Source organism: Vibrio minamisatsumaniensis (genome assembly GCF_050337445.1).
GTDB classification, from domain to species: domain Bacteria; phylum Pseudomonadota; class Gammaproteobacteria; order Enterobacterales; family Vibrionaceae; genus Vibrio; species Vibrio artabrorum.
In genome coordinates, this window is sequence record NZ_JAKJSY010000012.1 from 52,799 (window position 1) to 73,284 (window position 20,486).

The following is a 20,486-nucleotide window of genomic DNA, read 5'->3' on the forward strand; positions in this document are numbered from 1 at the left end:
GGTAAGAAGGCTCATTTAACCCTATCCACAAGGGTAAGGTGTATTAAACAAGCCTCTAAATTTAAAAGTCTCAGCGACTAGATCATCTGAATGTTGATTTGGTTGTTGAGAGGTTTAACCTTCTCCTGCAACCTTTTCAAATCCTCGATAACCGCATCATTCAAGCGAGTCTCTGCCTTATGGCGAGTGAGATTCTGCTGCATGCGTGCTTTCTTCGTCAGTGCCTGTCTTGCCTCTCCGCGAGCCATATCTTTTACGATATGGTACAGCTCAGAAAGAGCAGGATACTCAGAATCAAAGTCAACACGCTCATCACCCTGAACATTATCCATAATGATACACACTCGGATACTGATCTCAGGTAAGTCACATTGCCCTTGAATGCCCGCTAAGCACAAAGTATTTACGTTTTCGTAAATCTTCGCGTTACGTTTTTCAATAGCAAGTGCTTGATGCTGCTTTTGCAACTCCGTCTGCTTCTTCACTTGAAGTAGAAGGTAACCTGCGTAAGAGCCCAAGCCGAGAATGATAATTCCACCAGCAATTGCTAATAAGGTTACGTTCATTGGCTATTAACCTTTAAAGCTGTCTAAGTCGAAATCTTCAAATTGAGATAGCAAGTCTTCGTCAGAGCTTGCTTTCTTCTTCGAGGCAACCGGTGCTTCTTCGAACATCTCTTCTTCATCGTCTTCTGGCTCTAGCAGACCTAAACGGCCCATTAGATGTTCGATGCGATCAAGTTTCTCATCAACAAACTTCTGCAGACCGGCACCTAGGTTTTCACCATTTTCGATACGATCGAGTAGTATGTTCAGTTGAGCATCATTCTCAAGCATCTCTAACTCTTGTTCGTTAGATAGCTTGCGCTCTTGTTTCGTCGGCTTCTTCGCCGGTTCAACGATAAGCGGGATTTTTTTCTTGCTGCCTAAACGAGGGTCACGAGCTTGTGCAGCTTTACGCTGTTTTGCTTCGCTACCATCTGAGTGACGGCTGCCAGACTTCAAGCCTTTACGCTTTTTAACCCGCTTACGTTCACGACCTTCAACATCAGATTCACTACGGTTACGAGTAACCATAGGTTCCGGAGCGCCAAGTGCTCCCGGCTTTCTTGATTTCTTACTACGACCCATTACTGCACTTTCCTCAGTAAAATTACATCATTTCCAAAAAATTCTAGTTCGAGCTTATCCCGCTCTGCCAAAAACTGGAATGTTTGACGACTAAAGAAGACGACATGTGTCGGGTCATTCTTGTAGTGCCAACCAGCAAACGCGTCTACGTCTATTACTAGCTTAGTCATAAGACCAATCCAGCCCTTGGGTTTAACTAAATTCAACCATTGCTGCCACACTTTGTCTGGGTGATAAAGATGCTCTATCACCTCCGTGGCAGTCATAAAGTCATACGTTTTTTCCAACACAGAGGGTTCTGGCTGGTAATAGATATCGTACAACTCCATGGTGTGTCCGGCTTCTTCTAACATAATAGATAGCGTAGGGCCTGGGCCACAACCAAAATCCAACCCGTGTGAGTTAGATGAAATTTTGTTTGTTAGTGGATCCGCGATGCGAGATAGAAAACGGCGATAACCTGCATCACTAGGATCGTTCTCATGGAGATCATAGTGTGCTTTTTCTTCTTTTGCTTCTAACCTTTGTTCAGGTTTAACAAATACCAGTTCACATTGCTGACACTGCAGATAGGCTCTGCGTTTGTCTTCAAAATAGTGATTCACGCCTTGGTGGTGGCATAAGGGACAAGTATACATAGCACATCCTTAAACAGGGATGCGAAACATACCAGAAACTGAGTTTATAGTGGAGAGGTATTGAGTGTTTTTTCATCAAATCAATAAAAAAAGCGATGGGAAAACCTATCGCTCTCTAAATCTGCCTATATCGGCCAAAATTTGCATACTCAACTTGGTACACAAATCTCCATTTGTTATTGGTGCTTTCCATGCCAAATTTGTTTGTTGTTCATCGTCCTGATGAGTTTTGGCTATCCTTTTCTAACACCTTGTTGCTGGGCTATCCTAGCCTGATCCGTTTCTGTCTATACCGTTAGACTAGATGACCATCCGTATCTAAGTCAGCTCCTAGCTGATGGCCGTTACTTTACCCGGTTACAAAAAGACGACAAGAGCGCAACTTCACACTTTCGACAACAATCGCTGGTACATTGGTGGATGAAGTACAAAAACAGAATGCATGCGTAATAATACAAATGAAAACGCCCCGACCATGACTGATCGGGGCGTCTCTTCAATCTTGCTCCAACGTACATGCCTTAACTCAGGCTAAGAGCAAGAGGCCGACAAATTAGTGTAAACCACCAACATACTTCGATAAGGTGTCAATATCTGCATCCGTTAACTTTTTAGCAACATCACGCATCATCGCATTCATGTCGTTATTACGGTTACCATCGCGGAATTTCTCAAGTTGAGCCTTGATGTAATCAGCGTGTTGGCCTGAAATTTTAGGAAAACCAGAAAGTTCGGTACCATTACCACGTGGGCCGTGACAAGCAATACACGCCGTTAAGCCGCGTTCTGCGTCACCTGCTGTGTAAAGAACCTTGCCTTCATTGACAACATTTTCAGGTGTAGAGTTACTCGAAATCGGTAGAGAAGCATAGTATGCCGCTAGGTCTGCCATATCTTCTTCAGACAAAGGCATCGCCATTGCACTCATGACGGGATCATAACGACCTTGCTTACCACCACTCGTCATACCGAGCTTAAGCTCTTTTAATTGCTTATCTAGATACCTCTCATGTTGACCTGCCAGCTTAGGATACTGAGTGATCAGACTGTTGCCGTCAGCAGCGTGGCAGGCAACACAGGTTTGTGATTTGGCTTTACCAGCTTCAATACTACCTTGAGCCCATACAGAGCAGCTGGCTAAAATACTCAAAATTAGCGCTAATTTCTTCATGACATTCCATTATAATTATCAAGCTTCCAATACCACTCTATGTTGCCACTCATGGTACAATAGGCGGCCTTATGCCGAGCACAGTTATTTTACACAAATTCACAAAAAAGTAATCAATCGACTACACAAAGTCGAGATGGAGTTAACAGTGAGCGTAAAAATTCATTATCAAAACACGCATTTCATTACCAGTGCACCTGATATTCGTCATTTACCAGAAGACGAAGGGATCGAAATTGCGTTTGCAGGACGCTCCAATGCTGGTAAATCAAGCGCGCTAAACCGCGTGACAAACCAAAAAAGTTTGGCGAAAACCAGTAAAACCCCAGGTCGAACTCAGCTAATTAACCTATTTAAGGTTACCGATGGCTGTCATATCGTCGATTTACCTGGGTATGGTTTCGCTCAAGTACCGCTTGAGATGAAGAAAAAATGGCAGAAGTCTCTAGGCGAATACCTACAAAGACGTGAAAGCCTAAAAGGTTTAGTGGTGTTGATGGATATCCGTCATCCTATGAAGGACCTTGACCAACAAATGATCTACTGGGCTATCGATAGCCGCATTCCAGTACAGGTGTTGTTAACAAAAGCGGATAAACTGAAGAGTGGCGCCCGTAAAGCACAGCTCCTAAAGGTCCGTAACGATGCAAAATCTTTCGGTGGTGATGTTGCGGTGGATGTCTTCTCTTCAATGAAGGGCATCGGCGTAGACCAACTGCGTGCCAAGATGGATGAGTGGTTTGCCCCAGCACTTGCTGATCAAATCATTGATGAGTTAGCGGACGAAGAGCACAACGACTCAGAGTAATTCCTCTACTTATCGCTATAGGTTAGAGCACTGACAACACGTGATTTAGCCTTATCAATGCCCCTCCTTATATAGGTGGGGTATTTTTTTGCCCAAAAATTAGTGAGTTAAGCCTAAGTTTTTAGTGTTAAAGATCGGATTTAGCCACTAAAACCAATAGAAGTGAACCATACTAAAAGACACATCTAAATAATCAGAACAATGAGAAAGGAATACTCATGTGGAAAACACCATTGGCCATCATTGCACTTATGCTGGTCTCACTGACAGGATTTGCCTCTGAAGCAGAACAAGAACAAGCCCCACTGATCAATGTCGATATGACCTTAGACTTAGATGGCATGGAAAAGTACGCCCAAGATGCGAGTGAGTCTCTTGAGGTGATATCGCAATCTTTACAAGCGATAGTCAACAACCCCAACCTAAGTGGCGACCAACAACAAGCCCTCAATCAAACCATTGAAAGCATCAACAAGTTTGCGACCTCTACCAAGACATCACTCCATCAACTACCACAAGCCATAGACCAATCTCGACGCGCCTTCAAACAAACCAGTCAAGTTCTGTTGGATGATATCCAGACCAAAATCATCATTGCATTGGCCGCCGTCATCGCTGTCATTATTATCGCTTTAACCGCCATCTATCTACTTATCCTGAAACCCATGCAGCAAACCTTAGTGAAAGCGACCAACAATATCTCTTCGATGGCACAATCCATCCAGATCACCGCCGAAGCTCTGAAATACAGCACCGAGAAGCAACAACAAATAATGGATCACATTGAGCATTCACCGACTCAATATACAAATAAAGAAAACGCTGTTGATCAATGATTGATGATGCACTTGTAACATAAAAGTTATTTCACAATTCAAAGCAACCAGTCTGAATGTGGATTTAAATTACTAATTCCTGATCGAATTCCAGAATTAGGATAAATTGAGTGTGAATTGAGGTGTTGAAAAAGAACAAGCAAAGGCATTAAAAAGGCAGAATAATGGGGAGGAAACGAATAGCTTGGACATTTTTCTTTCGCACAAGAAAAAACGCCCCAGCCAAATGCTGGCTGGGGCGGCTGAATCAGCCTAATCCAATAACGTGAAACAAAAGGTCTGAAAGATAGAACATCTTACCTCTGTACCCTACGAGATTTAATGTACAACAACTGCTCAGAAATGAAAACAATTTTTGTAGTTTTTTTTCATGAATGTTTTATTAAAACACCTAAATTCTTATTTTGGCCCAACTTTATTTTAGACAAAAAAAGCCAGTGTTTGTGCACTGGCTCATACTAATTTAGGTAATAAGGTCAAAAATTGATTAGTGGGCTTGATCCCAATTGTCACCGTGACCCGCTTCCGCAACTAACGGTACGGCTAGATCCGCGGCTGACTCCATCAATTCTTGTACTTTACTTTCAATTTCGGCTAAAGAAGATTCTTGAACTTCAAAGACCAATTCATCGTGTACTTGCATCAGTAGTTTCACACGACCATCACCTTCCGCTTGAATCCACTCATCCACCAACAACATTGCTTTCTTGATGATGTCTGCCGCTGTACCTTGCATTGGCGCGTTGATTGCCGCACGTTCAGCCGCCTTACGACGCATGCCATTACGAGATTGAATTTCAGGAAGATGCAGGCGACGACCATAAATGGTTTCTACAAAGCCTTGTTCTGACGCTGCACTGCGTGTGTCTTCCATATACTGCATTACACCAGGGTAACGCTCGAAGTAAGTATCCATGTAGTGCTGTGCTTCGCCACGAGGAATACCCAGTTGCTTAGCCAAGCCAAAGGCACTCATGCCATAGATAAGACCGAAGTTAACGGCTTTAGCACGACGACGCTGCTCCGTCGTGACCTGCTCAATATCAACACCAATGATCTCAGCCGCCGTCGCTGCGTGGATATCTTTACCTTGTTGGAATGCCTCCAGAAGCGCTTTATCACCCGAAAGGTGCGCCATGATACGCAATTCAATTTGAGAGTAATCGACCGCTAGAATCTTCCAACCATGTTGTGCAACGAATGCTTGGCGGATACGACGACCTTCTTCATTACGAATTGGGATGTTCTGTAGGTTTGGATCGGTCGAAGACAAACGACCCGTTGCTGTCACCGCTTGGTGATAAGACGTATGAACACGACCCGTTTCAGCGTTGATCATCTTCGGTAGTTTATCTGTGTAGGTAGACTTGAGTTTCGCAAGACCACGATACTCAATGATCAGCTTAGGTAGCGGGTAATCAAGAGCCAGCTCTTGCAGCACTTCTTCGTTGGTTGAAGGGGCACCTGATGGCGTTTTCTTGATAACAGGCAGACCCATTTTCTCAAATAGGATCGCTTGCAGCTGTTTTGGCGAGTTCATGTTGAACTCTTGCTCTGCAATCTCGTAGGCTTTCTGTTCTAGCTCATCCAGACGAACCGCAATCTCTTGCGATTGAGCACCTAGCAACATGTCATCAATGAATACGCCAGTACGTTCAATGCGAGACATAACAGGGATCAGCGGCACTTCAATGTCTTCATAGATGGCTTTTAGCTTTTCATCTTGTTCAATGTTTTCCATCAAACGGTTATGAAGACGTAGTGTCACGTCCGCATCTTCTGCCGCGTATGGCGACGCTTCACCCAGCTCAATCTGGTTGAAAGTCAGCTGTTTCTTACCTTTACCTGCGATTTGCTCAAATGAAATGCAGCTGTGCTGTAGGAAACGCAGCGCTAGGCTGTCCATATCATGCTTACCACCTACGCTATTGAAAACGTAAGACGCTAACATGGTATCGTGTTTGATGCCTTTCATCTCGATACCGTAGCGTGCTAGCACGCTCATATCGTACTTCAGGTTCTGACCGACTTTCGCTTGTGCATCATCTTCAAGAATCGGCTTAAGCTGTTCTAGTACCCAATCGCGATCCAGCTGCTGTGGTGCATCTAGGTAATCATGGGCAACCGGTACGTAAGCGGCAACGCCTTCTTCGGTCGCGAATGACAGACCAACGAGGTTCGCCACCATGTAATCTAGGCTGTCTGTCTCAGTATCAAAAGCAAACACTTCAGCCACTTTCAGTTTCTCTAGCCAAACATTGAATGACGCTTCATCGAGAATCGTTTCGTAGTTACTGCGATCAATGGTCACAGCAGACGTATTCATCTCTGCTGTAGACGTTGTTGCAGAAGCATTGCTGCGCACCGCACCAGTCCTTTCATCCGCTTCAACCACACCGCTGCCGCCTTCAAGCAGCTCGTTTAGCCAAGATTTGAAGACCAGTTGACCGTATAGCTTAATTAGCTCATCGGTGTTTGGTTGAGTTTTTACGAGTGACTCAGGCGTCTCTTCAAGCTCAACATCCAGTTTGATTGTTGCAAGCTCATAAGACATCTCAGCGTTGGCTTTATTATCAATCAGCTTCTTAGCCATGGTTTTCGAACCACGGAAGCCAAGAGCGGCAATATCATCAAGATTTTGATACAACTTTTCGATACTACCAATGCCTTGCAGCAGAGCCGTCGCAGTCTTGTCACCGACACCCGGAACACCTGGGATGTTATCGACTTTATCGCCCATCAGCGCAAGGTAGTCGATAATCAGCTCTGGCGGGATGCCAAACTTCTCAATCACGCCTTCACGATCCATTACTACGTTGGTCATGGTGTTGATCAGAGTAACGTTGTCATCGACAAGCTGCGCCATATCTTTATCGCCGGTACTAATCAGCACAGGCATACCCATCGCAGAAGCTTGAGAAGCCAGCGTACCGATCACATCATCCGCTTCAACGCCGGGAATAGAGATAAGTGGCAAACCCATTGCGCGAATCACATTGTGCAAAGGCTCAATCTGACAACGAAGATCATCTGGCATCGGTGGACGATTTGCCTTGTACTCTGGGTACATGTCATCACGGAACGTCTTTCCTTTCGCATCAAAAATCACCGCAATACGATCAGAAGCAAATTGACGCATCATGCTGCGCAGCATGTTAACGACACCGTAGACAGCGTTGGTTGGGATCTCACCATTGCTCATGGTACCAGGGTAAGCATGGAACGCGCGATATAGGTAAGAAGAGCCATCGATCAGAATCAATGGATTATCAGGAATACGAGCCATAATGTTTGTGTATCCAGTCAGTACAGAAATTATCTGTTAAGAATGCCACGTCTGTTGGTTGGATTCTACGTTGTCGATCCGCATCCGTTGACTCGGTTGTGTTGGATATCATCGATTTATTGTTATTTTTTGTTCTTAGACATAAGCGTTCTGTGGATAACTCTGTTTATATTATTTACCCACCTTGTTGAAAACTAGGCATAACAAACAACAAAACGCCACTAAACCACTGAAAATAAATAATAAATTTATAGATCGAACAGGTGATCAACGATCTTTTTACGATCTTGGATTGTGGAAAAGAAAACTGATGACGTTTTATTCATAAAAATATGTGCTACTAAATATGCATCTTGTTGAAATTGAGACATAAAAAAGCGACACCCGGAGATGTCGCCTAGCAAAAAATGGTAAAGCCCTTCAAATTGAATACCGCAGCTTGACCTAAAAGCTATAAATTACACTGGAAGCAATGTGAGCAATGTCGTGTCAAAAAGAACTGAGTACAAGTTCGCGAGAATTCTGTTAAGTCACCAAGTCGAGACCTAACTACTTAACATCCTTGTGAACATCCCTTCACTCCCTAAGACAAGGTTAATAATAATGATTCTCACTTAATAATCAACAGTTAAATAATAATGAATATCATTTAACTCATGTGCCGTTAACGACAGCGCTCAAATTTGCTTCAAAAAATGGATTCTATGGTCATTAATATCTTCTTTTTCTTCAAGTTTTTCGATTCGGTAACCGTTTCTCAATAACAGACGCAACATCGCGGGGAACTGGTTATGAGATTTAACTTTTAACTGCTGGTAACCCTGTTGTTGTGCCCACTGTTCCTGAGCATCTAATTGTGCCTGTCAACGCCTTTTTTCCTCGCGAGCGGTGACACGCCACCCAACCAGCTGTAAAAAGCATCTTGATCCAATTCATAGCCGATCTTAAAACCAAGCAGCACGCCAGCTTCTTCAGCAACGAGGATCAAACTTTTTTTACCCGCTAAGCGCTCAGATAAAGACGTTACACTCTCTTTTTTGGCAAACTCGGGGATCTTTTCAACAACAGAAACAACCTCTTCTAATGAGCCTTCACGTACGACAACTGACATCTTATCCATCCTCATAAACGAAAGGGCTGGCACAATGGCCAACCCTTTTACTGATCACTTAAGTGAGATCTACACGGTTACTTTTCTTTTAAGTGCTCTGCGGCTTGTGCATGGTCTTCTGCAAGCCACTCAGCCACATCTTTAGCAAAGTAAGTGAGAATGCCATCCGCACCAGCGCGCTTAAAGCACAGCAGTGACTCCATGACGGTTTCACGCTCTTTAAGCCAACCGTTTTGAATCGCCGCTTTGTGCATCGCGTACTCACCAGACACTTGGTATGCAAATGTCGGCGCTTGCAGTTCATGCTTCACACGGCGCACGATATCTAGGTAAGGCATGCCAGGCTTAACCATCACCATGTCCGCACCCTCATTAAGATCCATCGCAACTTCGTGAATCGCTTCATCGCTGTTCGCAGGATCCATTTGGTAGTTCTTCTTGTTACCCCCTTTCAGGTTCGAACTACTGCCGACTGCGTCGCGGAATGGGCCGTAGTAGCACGATGCGTATTTCGCAGAGTACGCCATAATCTGAGTATGAATATGACCCGCTTCTTCTAACGCTTCACGGATCTTACCAATACGACCGTCCATCATATCTGACGGAGCAACCACATCCGCACCGGCTTCAGCGTGTGATAATGCTTGCTTGATCAAGACTTCCGTCGTCTCATCATTCATCACGTAGCCATTTTCATCAATGATGCCGTCTTGGCCATGTGTCGTAAACGGGTCTAGCGCGACGTCTGTAATCACACCCATGTTTGGCACATGCTCTTTTAATGACCGTACGGCACGTTGTACCAAACCTTCAGAGTTATGGGCTTCAGCCGCACACAAGCTTTTAGCATCTTGATTCACAACGGGAAATAGAGCGATCGCAGGAACACCCAGCTTAGAAAGGTAATCTGCCTCCTCAAGCATAAGGTCGATCGACAGGCGTTCAACCCCCGGCATGGACTCTACAGACTCGCGACGGTCTTTACCCATTAGGATAAACATTGGGTAGATCAGATCATCCACAGACAATTGATTTTCTGCCATTAGGCGACGGCTAAAGTCGTGCTTACGCATGCGGCGCATACGGCGACCTGGAAATTGACCTTGAATTGAAACAGACACTAGATTCTCCTTGCCTAGTCTAAGTACCGAAATACTTAGATATGAAAAGTGCTAAATACAGGCAAAAGCATATCACTGATGGCTCAGGACGCTAGCAGTAAAATATGAAACCCACTCAAAAACAGCGATAAATAGCAAAAAATGACCTTATACTCACACTGCCGTATACTCATGGCAACTCAGTAAAGACCGCTTTCAGGATAAAACAATGATCGACACCCATGCTCATATTTACGCGAGTGAATTTGATGAAGACCGCGAACAAGTGGTGCAGCGCGCACTGGCTCAAGGGATTGATACCATTTTATTGCCGAACATCGATTTAGAATCTATCGAACCCATGTTAGCGACGGAAGCTCAGTTTCCTGACGTGTGCCGTTCAATGGTGGGCTTACACCCTTGTTATGTGGATGCGAATATCGAGCAAACTCTGAAAACCATTCGCGCTTGGTTCGATAAACATGACTTTATCGCGGTGGGTGAGATTGGTATCGACTTGTACTGGGATAAAACCTACAAGGCTGAACAAGAGATGGCGTTTGTGACTCAACTGCAGTGGGCAAAAGAGCTCGATCTACCCGTGGTGATCCACACTCGTGATTCCATTGAAGAGACACTGGCCCTACTTCGTAAACAACAAGATGGCAGTTTACGCGGCGTGTTCCATTGTTTTGGCAGCCGCTTAGAGGACGCTCAAGCGATCAACGAGCTAGGCTTTCATTTAGGTTTAGGCGGCGTATCGACTTTTAAGAACTCGGGGATGGATAAGGTAATCCCACACCTAGATATGAATTACGTCATCCTAGAGACAGATTGCCCTTACTTAGCACCAACACCCAATCGCGGCAAACGCAATGAGCCAGCCTACACAGAATTGGTGGCAAAACGCATCGCCGAATTACGTGGAATGTCTCTTGAAGAAGTCGAAAACATAACTACCGCAAACGCTAAGCGATTATTTAAATTGTGAACATTCACTAATCAGTAAGTGTTTTGAATTCATTTGAGAAAGCTAAGTGATGTGGATGTGTCACCATTCACAACACTGACAACGTCGATAATGAAGAAAAGTAAAAAAGCGACCCGAATCCTAGGTCGCTTTTTTATTGGGTGATTGTTGCTAAAGAGCACTAACGACGATGCTCTCACTGTAGAATTACGATTCCGCTTCTTCTTCATCAGCATCTGATTTGCGTACATAAAAACGCGCGAAGAACAGACCAATCTCGAACAGAATACACATTGGAACAGCCAACAGTGTTTGCGAGATCATGTCAGGTGGCGTGAGCATCATACCAACAATAAACGCCCCGACCACAATGTATGGACGCTTCTCAGCCAATGCTTTTGGTGTCGTCGCCCCAGTCCAACACAACAAGATAATCGCGACAGGCACTTCAAAAGCGATACCAAAGGCAAAGAATAACGCGAGTACAAAATCAAGATAACTTGATATATCTGTTGCGAACTCGACGCCACCCAATGATATAGCAGTAAAAAAGCTAAATATTAACGGGAATACAATGAAGTAAGCGAACGCGACACCACAGTAAAACAGCAATGAACTTGAAGCCAATAATGGCATGATCAAGCGCTTTTCATGTTTGTATAAACCCGGCGCAACAAAGGCCCACACCTGATACAAAATAAACGGAACCGTGAGAAAAATAGCCGCGATTAAGGTCAATTTTAAAGGTGTAAAAAATGGTGACGCAACATCGGTTGCGATCATCGTCGCACCTTCAGGTAATCGATCGACCAAAGGGGCTGAGACGAACTCATAAATATCATTAGCAAAATAAATTAGCCCAACAAAGACAACCAGAACCGCGACAATCGATCGCAATAAGCGATTACGCAGTTCCAAAAGATGGCTAATTAAAGGCTGTGTCTGCTCAGTCGAAGACATGTCAAACCTCTTAAACAGGAAGATCGAAAAGGAGCCACCGGTATACTCATCAACACAAGTATCTGGTGACTCTTGATAGCGAAACTATTCGGCTTTCTTATCTGACGGTGCTGAGGCTTCGCTGTTGACCTGAATAACTTCAGGCTCCGCAGTTTCGGTGATACTAGATTCAGTTTCACTTAGCTTATCAGACTCGGGCTTAGCATACGGACGTTGAACCTCAGCAGCTGCCTGCTTGAGTTCATCCACCGATGCCTTTAGGTCTGGAGATAAATCTTCCATTCCCATTTTTTCCGCCTTACGTAGGTTTTCTTGCAGCTCTTGTACCTTAAGCTCGTGAGAAAGTTCATCTTTCACACTGTTTGCCATGCTTTTCGCTTGCCCAATAAATTTGGAGACACTACGAATCGCAACCGGCAAACGCTCAGGCCCTAAAACCACTAACCCAACGACAGATATTAATACCAGTTCCCAAAAACCGATATCAAACACGACTTATGCCTGCTCTTTGTCTTTCTTTGTTTCAGCACCTGTCTCAGCGTTCGCGGCTGTTTTCTGCTGTTCAATGTTCTTAGGTTCAAAGTCTGCATCTTTCTTATCTGCAGGCTTGTCGTCTTCGCTCATCGCTTTTTTGAAGCCTTTCACTGCTGAGCCTAAGTCACCACCCATACCACGTAGTTTCTTAGTACCGAATAGCAAAATTACAATTACAGCAATGATTAGAAGTTGCCAAATACTGATACCACCCATTGTCATTGTCCTCGGGTCTGTCTACACATAAAAAATATTAGGAGAGTCTACGGTCTATCGACGGTAAGCTCGCCAACTTAGCAGCCAAAATGCGACACCTGCGATGCCACCGCCCATAGATAGCTGCTCATAAGGGCTTGAAATTAATATTGCGGAGCATACGACTAAAGTGGCTCCAACACCAAATAAAAACTTTCCAGTCGCTTGTTGGCGTTTGTTATCTTGGTAACCTTGATATAGCTGATCCATTCTTTGGTTCATCGCTTTACCCTGGCGCAAACTGTCATAAAGTAACTCTGGCAGCTCGGGCAATTTTTCTGCCCAAAATGGTGCACGCTCTTTAACTGCGTTGATCACAGCTTGCGGCCCCACCTGATTCATCATCCAAGTTTCAAGGAAAGGCTTAGCCGTTGCCCACAAATCCAGCTGTGGATACAACTGACGACCAAGGCCTTCCACATACAACAACGTTTTCTGCAGAAGCACCAACTGAGGTTGAACTTCCATGTTAAAACGTCTTGCTGTATTAAATAAGTTTAGCAACACATGGCCAAATGAGATCTCACCAAGTGGTTTTGCAAAAATCGGCTCACACACCATACGAATCGCGAATTCGAAATCGTTGACATTAGTGTCGTGTGGCACCCAACCCGAATCGACGTGAAGCTCAGCCACTTTGCGATAATCTCGATTAAAGAACGCCAACAGGTTCTCAGCTAAGTAACGCTTATCTTCGCTGTTGAGTGTGCCAACAATGCCACAATCCAAACCAATCCACTGAGGGTTTTCTGGGTTTTCTGGGTTAACGAATACGTTACCTGGATGCATGTCTGCGTGAAAAAAGCTGTCGCGAAACACCTGAGTGAAAAATACCGTCACACCGCGCTCAGCCAGTAATTTCATGTTGGTGCCGTTGGCATTTAGCGTTTCAATATCAGAGACTTGAATACCGTAGATTCGTTCCGACACCATCAGGGTTTCACTGCTTAAATCAGGGATAACCTCTGGAACATACAACTCTTCACTGCCTTCAAAATTACGTCGCAATTGAATCGCGTTTGCTGCCTCTCGGCGTAGGTCTAATTCATCAAGTAACGTTTTTTCGTACTCATGAACGACTTCAACGGGTTTCAAACGACGTGCTTCAGGAAGAGATTTAGCGACTATACGCGCCATTCGGTGCATCAGTTTTAGATCTGCATCAATCACAGGACGAATATCAGGGCGAATGACCTTAAGGACAATTTCACGACCGCTCTCTTTCAGTTTCGCAGTATGCACCTGAGCAATAGAAGCCGAAGCCAGGGGTTCAATAGCAAAGTCGGTAAACCAATTATCGAGGCTACCACCGAGGGCTTTTTCCATATCTCGCTTAGCCAATTGACCATAAAATGGTGCCACTTGGTCTTGCAATAACGCCAGTTGATCGGCAATGTGAGGAGGAAACAGATCCCGACGCGTTGACATCATCTGACCAAACTTGACCCACACAGGCCCTAACTCTTGTAAAGCAAGACGCAAACGCTGACCTAACGCCTTATCTTGATGCTTATTCTTCAGCCAAAACAGAGACTTTCTCGCCAACAAAGGGGCTTTAGTCAACTGGTGTTCCGGCATCAATTCATCAAGGCCGTATTCCAACTGCACTTTGATAATATGATAAAGACGTTTCAGTTCTGTTGGGGTCATGCTTTCTCCAACAACGTGTTCAATTTGGCTTCAAGGCGAGCAGCAGAGCTTTTTACGTCATCAACTTGATCGCAAAAATGTGCTACTTCCAATGGTGCTGGTGCCATTTTCCACTCTTCGGTTAATACCTGAGCAAGGTGGTGTTGATGCTTCGTTACTTGCTGAGACACAAAACCACCGACGTTTTTAACGCCTTGTACCAAAGTATGAGCAATTACATCACCCGTCACACGCGATAGCCACTCTTCCAAGTCAGGCTTGCAGTCTGTCATCAATTGTGCAAATTTCTGAGCCAACTGAATATCACCGTCTAAAATCAGTTTATCTTGCTTGATCAGTTTAGTGATGTTCGATTGTTCACGCAGTTCCGGCAGTACTGATAGATTCAAAGATAGGTAACAATCCGGTTGCCCTCCGTATTCCGACAACACATCAATTTGTTGACTGAAAACGAAAGTGAGGGTTTTGTTCAACTCTTTCAAATGAACTTGAATGATCTGCCCCTTTAAACGAGACAAACGACGAACCAAGGCTGGATCATCGTTCACGAAAGTATTTAAAGAGGTTTCAATAACCGCGGTGACCAATGGATCAAATGGCATGACTGTCCTTACCTTTGAAAACGGATAAGCCTTAACCTATCCGTTCTGTCTTTATTTTTAACGTTTAGCACACTCAACGAGCCTGCTGCCAAGTTCAACTAGAACTTGTAACCTCGGTGCAGCGCAACAATGCCGCCCGTTAGGTTGAAATATTTCGTACTCTCAAAACCCGCTTCTTGCATCATGCCTTCCAAGGTATCTTGGTCTGGGTGCATACGAATAGATTCAGCAAGGTAACGATAGCTGTCTGCATCGTTAGCAATCAACTCACCCATTTTTGGCAATAGATGGAAAGAGTAGGCATCGTAAACCTTTGATAGTGGTTCAAGCACCGGCTTAGAAAATTCAAGTACCAGCAGACGACCACCCGGCTTAAGCACACGGTACATTGAACGCAGCGCTTGATCTTTATCGGTTACGTTACGCAGACAAAAACTGATCGTAATGCAATCAAAGTAGTTATCTGGAAATGGCAGCTCTTCAGCGTTCGCTTGCACGTAATGCACATTGCCGACAATACCACTATCACGCAGTTTATCGCGGCCAACGTTCAGCATTGAATTATTGATATCAGCGAGAACCACATGGCCTTTTTCGCCGACGATACGCGAGAACTTCGCCGTAAGATCGCCAGTGCCACCACCTAAGTCTAAGATACGTTGACCCGGGCGAACGCCACTGCAATCAATCGTGAATCGCTTCCACAAACGGTGAACACCACCCGACATTAAGTCATTCATGATGTCGTATTTAGCGGCTACAGAGTGAAATACCTCTGCTACTTTCGCGACTTTTTCGTCTTTTGCGACGGTTTCGAAACCAAAGTGTGTGGTTTCTGACTCTACTGCTGAATTTGTCTGCACGCTTGTGTCCATAATGCTGTTATCTACCATGGTAAGTTCTTATCGACAGTCCACTGTTTATTAGAGTGTGCTGCGGCCGATCAGTTTACTTTATCCTCAGCGGGTTGTCTTTCTACTAAGGAGGCATTTTCTGAAAAAGCCTCATTTTGAGCCATCTCGGTAACTCCAAGAGAGATCGATTTTTTAACTTCAACACCAAGCTGTTTGAAGCTTTCTGCCTGACGAATCACATTGCCTCGTCCCGTCACTAGTTTATTCATCGCGCCTTGGTAGCTTTGGTTGGCTCTATCCAATGCGCTGCCGAGGCCCTCCATGTCATCAATAAATAGACGCAGCTTGTCATAAAGCTTACTTGCGCGTTCTGCGATGACCTGAGCGTTCTGGTTCTGCCTTTCATTGCGCCATAGGTTATCAATCGTACGCAGTGCCACCAGCAAGGTGGTTGGGCTGACCAAGATAATATTTTGCTCCATCGCGTCTTTGACTAAGCTAGGATCCGCTTGAATCGCGACTTGAAACGCAGGTTCAACCGGAATAAACATCAACACATAATCCAGACTTTGAATGCCTTTGAGTTGGTGATAATCCTTTTGGCTTAAACCCTTAATATGTGCGCGCAGTGACACCAAGTGATCACGCAGTGCAGTATCACGTTGTTGATCCGTTTCAGCATTGAAGTAACGCTCAAACGCGACCAAAGCCATTTTAGAGTCCACCACCACTTGCTTATCTTGTGGCAAATGCACGATTACATCCGGTTGATAACGCTTGCCCGCATCGTTTTGCAGGTTCACTTGTGTTTGGTATTCATGGCCTTCGCGCAGCCCTGATTCCGCAAGCACGCGGGCCAGTACCACTTCGCCCCAGTTACCTTGTTGTTTGTTATCGCCCTTTAGTGCTTGAGTCAGGTTAACGGCCTCACGCGTCATGCTTTCATTGAGACGTTGCAGATTTTTCAGCTCATGTACTAAGGTGTGACGCTCTTTGGCCTCTTGACTGAAGCTGTCATTCACTTGCTTCTTGAAACCTTCCAACTGCTCTCTTAGTGGTGACAACAAGCCTTCTAGGCTCTGCTTATTCTGCTGATCGACCTTAGCAGTTTTGGTTTCAAACAATTGGTTCGCTAACAGCTCAAACTGCTGCTTAAGTCGAGACTCCGCTTGCTCTAACAATTGCAATTTTTCACTGTTGGCGAGGTTTTCTTGGTCATGCCTCGCCTCTTGCTCTCGAAGCTCCGCCTCTAACTCAGACTTATGATCTTTAAGCACATTGATCTCATCAGCGTACTGCTGTCGCTCTTGCTTGACCGCCTCAAAATAGCGAAGCTTTTCCATCGCAGCCATCACCTTGCCATGCGCTTGCTTAAGTTCAAATGCCGCTTTGTCTCGCTCATCATCCAGTTCATTGAGTTCTTGTTGCGCCTCTGCGAGTGATGATTTGAGTTGTGACTGTTGTGATTCATGCAGCAAACGGTCAGACTCGATCTGCTGTTCAAGAAGTTGCTGCTGAAAAGAGCACTTCTGTTTGACCCACCAACCCACCACACCGCCGCTGAAGAGCGCGCCAGCCATTGCGGCAATAAGCGTTGCCTGATGTTCGATAATCCATTGCATGGTCATGATTTGCCTAATTGGAAATAACTCATTAAATGGTATTTTGATACTGGATAAATGTCCAGTTTGCCGTGTTGAAATTCGACAGATAGACTAGGCGCTCCGAATTCTGTCCCATCAAATTAGAAATGAGTTGTCATGAACGAACGTCGCGCCTTAGGCTTTGGCCTTTCCGCTGTACTGCTGTGGTCAACGGTCGCTACTGCTTTTAAGCTGACCCTTGCTGAGTTTTCACCGATTCAAATGCTGACCATCGCCAGCATAGTGTCGTCGATTGCGCTAATCGCCGTTTGCGCGTTTCAAGGCAAGCTCTCTCAACTGAGTACTACGTTTCTTTCAAATCCTTGGTATTACCTACTACTCGGTTTAATTAACCCACTGGCCTACTACCTGATTCTATTCAAGGCCTACGACCTGCTGCCCGCTTCTCAAGCGCAAGCCATCAATTACAGTTGGGCGATCACGCTGACTCTAATGGCGGCGGTTTTTCTAGGGCAAAAAATTCGTAAACAAGATTGGGTAGCTTGTACCTTCAGTTATATCGGTGTGGTCGTCATTGCCACTAAAGGTAATGTATTCGGGATGCAATTTGATAGCCCACTCGGTGTGACTTTAGCTCTGCTTTCAACGCTACTTTGGGCGGGGTACTGGATCCTTAATACCAAAAATAAAGCAGACCCTGTGGTGGGGGTATTGCTTGGTTTCTTGGTGGCATTACCATTCGCCATCGGTTTGACCCTATACGAAGGTGGAAGCTTCAGCCAAATAACCGCGAAGGGCTGGATGGCCGTGACTTACGTAGGCCTATTCGAAATGGGAATTACCTTTGTCTTGTGGCTCTCAGCACTAAAACTGACCAACAACACGGCACGTATCAGTAACCTGATTTTCGCATCACCGTTTATCTCGTTGATGCTACTTTCAACCATCATTGGTGAAGAGATTCACCCTACGACATTGTTTGGCTTGATGCTGATCATCGCTGGCTTAGTGATTCAACAGCTCAAGTTTTCAAAAAACAAAGCTGCGTAAATAAGCGCTAAAAGATTCGATTGAGCACGAAAAGCTATCGATAAAGTCGAACCTAGAGCCAGAACACAATGTTAGATACAAAAATGGCGAGTCGTATGACTCGCCATTTTTATGTCATTTAAAATCTAATGGATAAGCTAAAAGCTTAAACCCACTGACCCGCTGCGAAGCCAGAGCTCCAACACCATTGGAAGTTATAGCCACCAAGCCAGCCCGTTACGTCCATCACTTCACCAACGAAATAGAGGCCAGAAACGCTCTTACATTCCATGGTTTTTGAAGAGAGATGGTTTGTATCCACACCGCCAAGCGTTACTTCGGCAGTACGGTAACCTTCGGTGCCGTTGGGGGCGATTTTCCAATTTTCTAGGTGATCTACGATGCCATTCAATTGTTTTTCATTAAACTGCTTGAGTGGCTTATCTTCCAACTCTTTACGGTCAATCAGCACCTCAACAAAACGCTTTGGTAGCGCTTTCGCCAAGGTGTTTTTCAGGCTCTGATTTGGGTGTTTCTCACGAGAGTTAGCCAACAGTTCAGCCACATCCACCTCTGGTACAAGATTGATCGACACAGACTGTCCCGCTTTCCAAAACGACGATATTTGCAGTACCGAAGGGCCAGATAAACCGCGGTGAGTAAACAACAGTGCCTCTTTAAACAAGGTGCCGTCTTGCGCGGTGATTTCGGCAGGGATCGCGATACCAGAAAGCTCAGCGAAATCTTCTTTGTCTTCTTTATGTAAGGTGAATGGCACCAAACCCGCCGTAGTCGGTATCACAGACAAACCAAACTGCTCAGCAATCTTGTAGCCAAACGGCGTTGCACCGAGCTTAGGCATCGATAGGCCGCCGGTCGCGACAACCAATGAATCACACTCAACTTCGTCGGTATTGAGGTGCATCTTGAAGCCAGTGTTCGTCTTTTCGATGGCGTGAACATCACAGCGGTAACGTTGATCCACTTTTGCTTGCTTACACTCTTCAAGCAACATGCTCACGATGTCTTTTGCGGTGTGGTCATTGACACAGAATAACTGGCCATGATCGCGCTCTTCAAACTCAATGCCGTACTTGCTCACCATCGAGATGAAGTCCCAGTTGGTGTATTGAGATAAGGCTGACTTAACAAAGTGAGGGTTGCTACACAGAAAGTTATTGGCTGAAACATCATAGTTGGTAAAGTTACAGCGACCACCTCCTGAGATTAAAATTTTTCTGCCTGGCTTTTTCGCATGATCGACCACCAGTACTCGTCGGCCACGTTTTCCCGCTTCCGCAGCACACATTAAGCCCGCGGCGCCCGCACCAATTACGATTACATCAAACTTTTCACTCATTGTGACTCTGCTTTCTTCACTTTTGCATCTCGAGTACACCCTGTTCTCGAAATACCATCAATAAAAAAGGATGCGCATAAACAGCACACCCTTACTAATCGCTCGCTATTCTAACGGCAATTTTCAACTTTGCAATTGATGCTCAATTGTCCAAATTGAAGACAACAGCAGTCACACCTTACGGCTTACAAACCCACAACGGTTACTTTCTATCACTTACCAATCGGTTACACGATGAAAGAAGACAGAAGCGTTACACCTAACAAAGCGACAGAAAGTATGAACAACTGTCTCACTCGATCACACTTCGAAGTGAATATTTCGTCGTGATGATGATGGTACTCTTTACTTTTGATGTAACTAAACAAGCGAACCTGTTTGGTCATATTGCCATGAGTGGTGAAGAAACCACCGCCATCTACTTGTTGATAAAGTAGAGGATGTGCTTCACGCATGATGTAAATAAGTGTTCTTAGCGCAGTGAGATAACGCGCCCAGTTCACACAAGTCACAACCATTAATGCAAATAGAATAGTGTCGCCGCTGATCATCCTTTCCTCCCTACATCTTCATAGGAAAACTCAAAAG

The 20,486-nt window shown here is 44.9% G+C and carries 20 protein-coding genes and 1 pseudogene; 4 read left to right on the plus strand and 17 right to left on the minus strand.

Translation table 11 applies throughout. The annotated features are described in order from the left end of the window. Window positions 1–77: 77 nt before the first annotated feature. From L4B77_RS03060 to L4B77_RS03075, 4 genes are all read right to left on the minus strand, one after another. Window positions 78–566: a DUF2489 domain-containing protein gene (locus L4B77_RS03060; protein WP_261838555.1), complete on the minus strand. Its 489-nt coding sequence runs from the start codon at window positions 564–566 to the stop codon at window positions 78–80. A 6-nt stretch (window positions 567–572) separates the two neighbouring features. Then, the gene (yihI, locus tag L4B77_RS03065) at window positions 573–1,130 is read right to left on the minus strand and encodes a Der GTPase-activating protein YihI (protein ID WP_261838554.1); all 558 of its coding nucleotides are present in this window, start codon (window positions 1,128–1,130) and stop codon (window positions 573–575) included. Beyond that, window positions 1,130–1,768, minus strand: a complete 639-nt coding sequence (locus L4B77_RS03070; RefSeq protein WP_261838553.1) for a class I SAM-dependent methyltransferase — start codon at window positions 1,766–1,768, stop codon at window positions 1,130–1,132. Before L4B77_RS03070 ends, yihI begins: the two co-directional genes overlap by 1 nt. A gap of 553 nt (window positions 1,769–2,321) precedes the next feature. Continuing rightward, window positions 2,322–2,939, minus strand: a complete 618-nt coding sequence (locus L4B77_RS03075) for a c-type cytochrome (RefSeq protein ID WP_429748400.1) — start codon at window positions 2,937–2,939, stop codon at window positions 2,322–2,324. A gap of 148 nt (window positions 2,940–3,087) precedes the next feature. Here L4B77_RS03075 and yihA point away from each other — a divergent pair, with 148 nt between their 5' ends. Next, complete coding sequence (yihA, locus tag L4B77_RS03080; protein WP_261838551.1) at window positions 3,088–3,747, plus strand: ribosome biogenesis GTP-binding protein YihA/YsxC; 660 nt, start codon at window positions 3,088–3,090, stop codon at window positions 3,745–3,747. A 218-nt stretch (window positions 3,748–3,965) separates the two neighbouring features. Then, window positions 3,966–4,583: a GTP-binding protein gene (locus L4B77_RS03085; RefSeq protein ID WP_429748403.1), complete on the plus strand. Its 618-nt coding sequence runs from the start codon at window positions 3,966–3,968 to the stop codon at window positions 4,581–4,583. A 247-nt stretch (window positions 4,584–4,830) separates the two neighbouring features. Here L4B77_RS03085 and spfP read toward each other — a convergent pair whose 3' ends face one another. The 4 genes and pseudogenes from spfP to hemB form a co-directional block, all read right to left on the minus strand. Then, window positions 4,831–4,878 (minus strand): small protein SpfP, encoded by a 48-nt coding sequence (gene spfP, locus L4B77_RS20255; RefSeq protein WP_438356636.1) that lies wholly within the window; start codon window positions 4,876–4,878, stop codon window positions 4,831–4,833. A 192-nt stretch (window positions 4,879–5,070) separates the two neighbouring features. Then, window positions 5,071–7,869, minus strand: a complete 2,799-nt coding sequence (polA, locus tag L4B77_RS03090) for a DNA polymerase I (RefSeq protein ID WP_372039443.1) — start codon at window positions 7,867–7,869, stop codon at window positions 5,071–5,073. Between the two features lie 677 nt (window positions 7,870–8,546). Continuing rightward, a pseudogene (locus tag L4B77_RS03095) lies at window positions 8,547–8,980 on the minus strand (GNAT family N-acetyltransferase). A 77-nt stretch (window positions 8,981–9,057) separates the two neighbouring features. After that, window positions 9,058–10,101: a porphobilinogen synthase gene (gene hemB / locus L4B77_RS03100; protein ID WP_261838547.1), complete on the minus strand. Its 1,044-nt coding sequence runs from the start codon at window positions 10,099–10,101 to the stop codon at window positions 9,058–9,060. A 208-nt stretch (window positions 10,102–10,309) separates the two neighbouring features. Between hemB and L4B77_RS03105 the strand changes: the two genes are divergently transcribed. Then, window positions 10,310–11,071 (plus strand): TatD family hydrolase, encoded by a 762-nt coding sequence (locus L4B77_RS03105; protein ID WP_429748406.1) that lies wholly within the window; start codon window positions 10,310–10,312, stop codon window positions 11,069–11,071. A 186-nt stretch (window positions 11,072–11,257) separates the two neighbouring features. Here L4B77_RS03105 and tatC read toward each other — a convergent pair whose 3' ends face one another. The 7 genes from tatC to rmuC all read right to left on the minus strand — a co-directional run bounded on the left by tatC (window position 11,258) and on the right by rmuC (window position 17,527). After that, window positions 11,258–12,010, minus strand: a complete 753-nt coding sequence (gene tatC, locus L4B77_RS03110; RefSeq protein ID WP_261838545.1) for a twin-arginine translocase subunit TatC — start codon at window positions 12,008–12,010, stop codon at window positions 11,258–11,260. Window positions 12,011–12,094: 84 nt separating this feature from the next. After that, window positions 12,095–12,502: a Sec-independent protein translocase protein TatB gene (gene tatB, locus L4B77_RS03115; protein WP_261838544.1), complete on the minus strand. Its 408-nt coding sequence runs from the start codon at window positions 12,500–12,502 to the stop codon at window positions 12,095–12,097. A 3-nt stretch (window positions 12,503–12,505) separates the two neighbouring features. Next, complete coding sequence (gene tatA / locus L4B77_RS03120; protein ID WP_429748409.1) at window positions 12,506–12,760, minus strand: Sec-independent protein translocase subunit TatA; 255 nt, start codon at window positions 12,758–12,760, stop codon at window positions 12,506–12,508. 54 nt (window positions 12,761–12,814) lie between these two features. Then, a complete protein-coding gene (gene ubiB / locus L4B77_RS03125) occupies window positions 12,815–14,449 on the minus strand; it encodes a ubiquinone biosynthesis regulatory protein kinase UbiB (protein WP_429748411.1) in 1,635 nt (544 codons plus the stop codon). Then, window positions 14,446–15,051, minus strand: coding sequence for a ubiquinone biosynthesis accessory factor UbiJ (locus L4B77_RS03130; protein WP_429748413.1), 606 nt, complete (start codon window positions 15,049–15,051; stop codon window positions 14,446–14,448). The genes ubiB and L4B77_RS03130 overlap by 4 nt, the downstream gene beginning before the upstream one ends. A gap of 98 nt (window positions 15,052–15,149) precedes the next feature. Beyond that, complete coding sequence (ubiE, locus tag L4B77_RS03135) at window positions 15,150–15,929, minus strand: bifunctional demethylmenaquinone methyltransferase/2-methoxy-6-polyprenyl-1,4-benzoquinol methylase UbiE (protein ID WP_261839661.1); 780 nt, start codon at window positions 15,927–15,929, stop codon at window positions 15,150–15,152. A 65-nt stretch (window positions 15,930–15,994) separates the two neighbouring features. Continuing rightward, the gene (gene rmuC, locus L4B77_RS03140) at window positions 15,995–17,527 is read right to left on the minus strand and encodes a DNA recombination protein RmuC (protein ID WP_429748474.1); all 1,533 of its coding nucleotides are present in this window, start codon (window positions 17,525–17,527) and stop codon (window positions 15,995–15,997) included. A 138-nt stretch (window positions 17,528–17,665) separates the two neighbouring features. On the opposite strand from rmuC, the gene L4B77_RS03145 reads away from it, so the two are divergent. Further along, on the plus strand, window positions 17,666–18,559 hold the full coding sequence (locus L4B77_RS03145; protein ID WP_429748415.1) for a DMT family transporter: 894 nt from the start codon (window positions 17,666–17,668) through the stop codon (window positions 18,557–18,559). A 145-nt stretch (window positions 18,560–18,704) separates the two neighbouring features. Here the strand turns inward: L4B77_RS03145 and L4B77_RS03150 are convergent, their stop codons facing one another. Both L4B77_RS03150 and uspB read right to left on the minus strand, forming a co-directional pair. Further along, on the minus strand, window positions 18,705–19,898 hold the full coding sequence (locus tag L4B77_RS03150; RefSeq protein WP_429748417.1) for a BaiN/RdsA family NAD(P)/FAD-dependent oxidoreductase: 1,194 nt from the start codon (window positions 19,896–19,898) through the stop codon (window positions 18,705–18,707). A gap of 227 nt (window positions 19,899–20,125) precedes the next feature. After that, entirely contained in the window at window positions 20,126–20,449 is a 324-nt protein-coding gene (gene uspB, locus L4B77_RS03155) for a universal stress protein UspB (protein WP_261838538.1), read from the minus strand. Window positions 20,450–20,486: the final 37 nt, after the last annotated feature.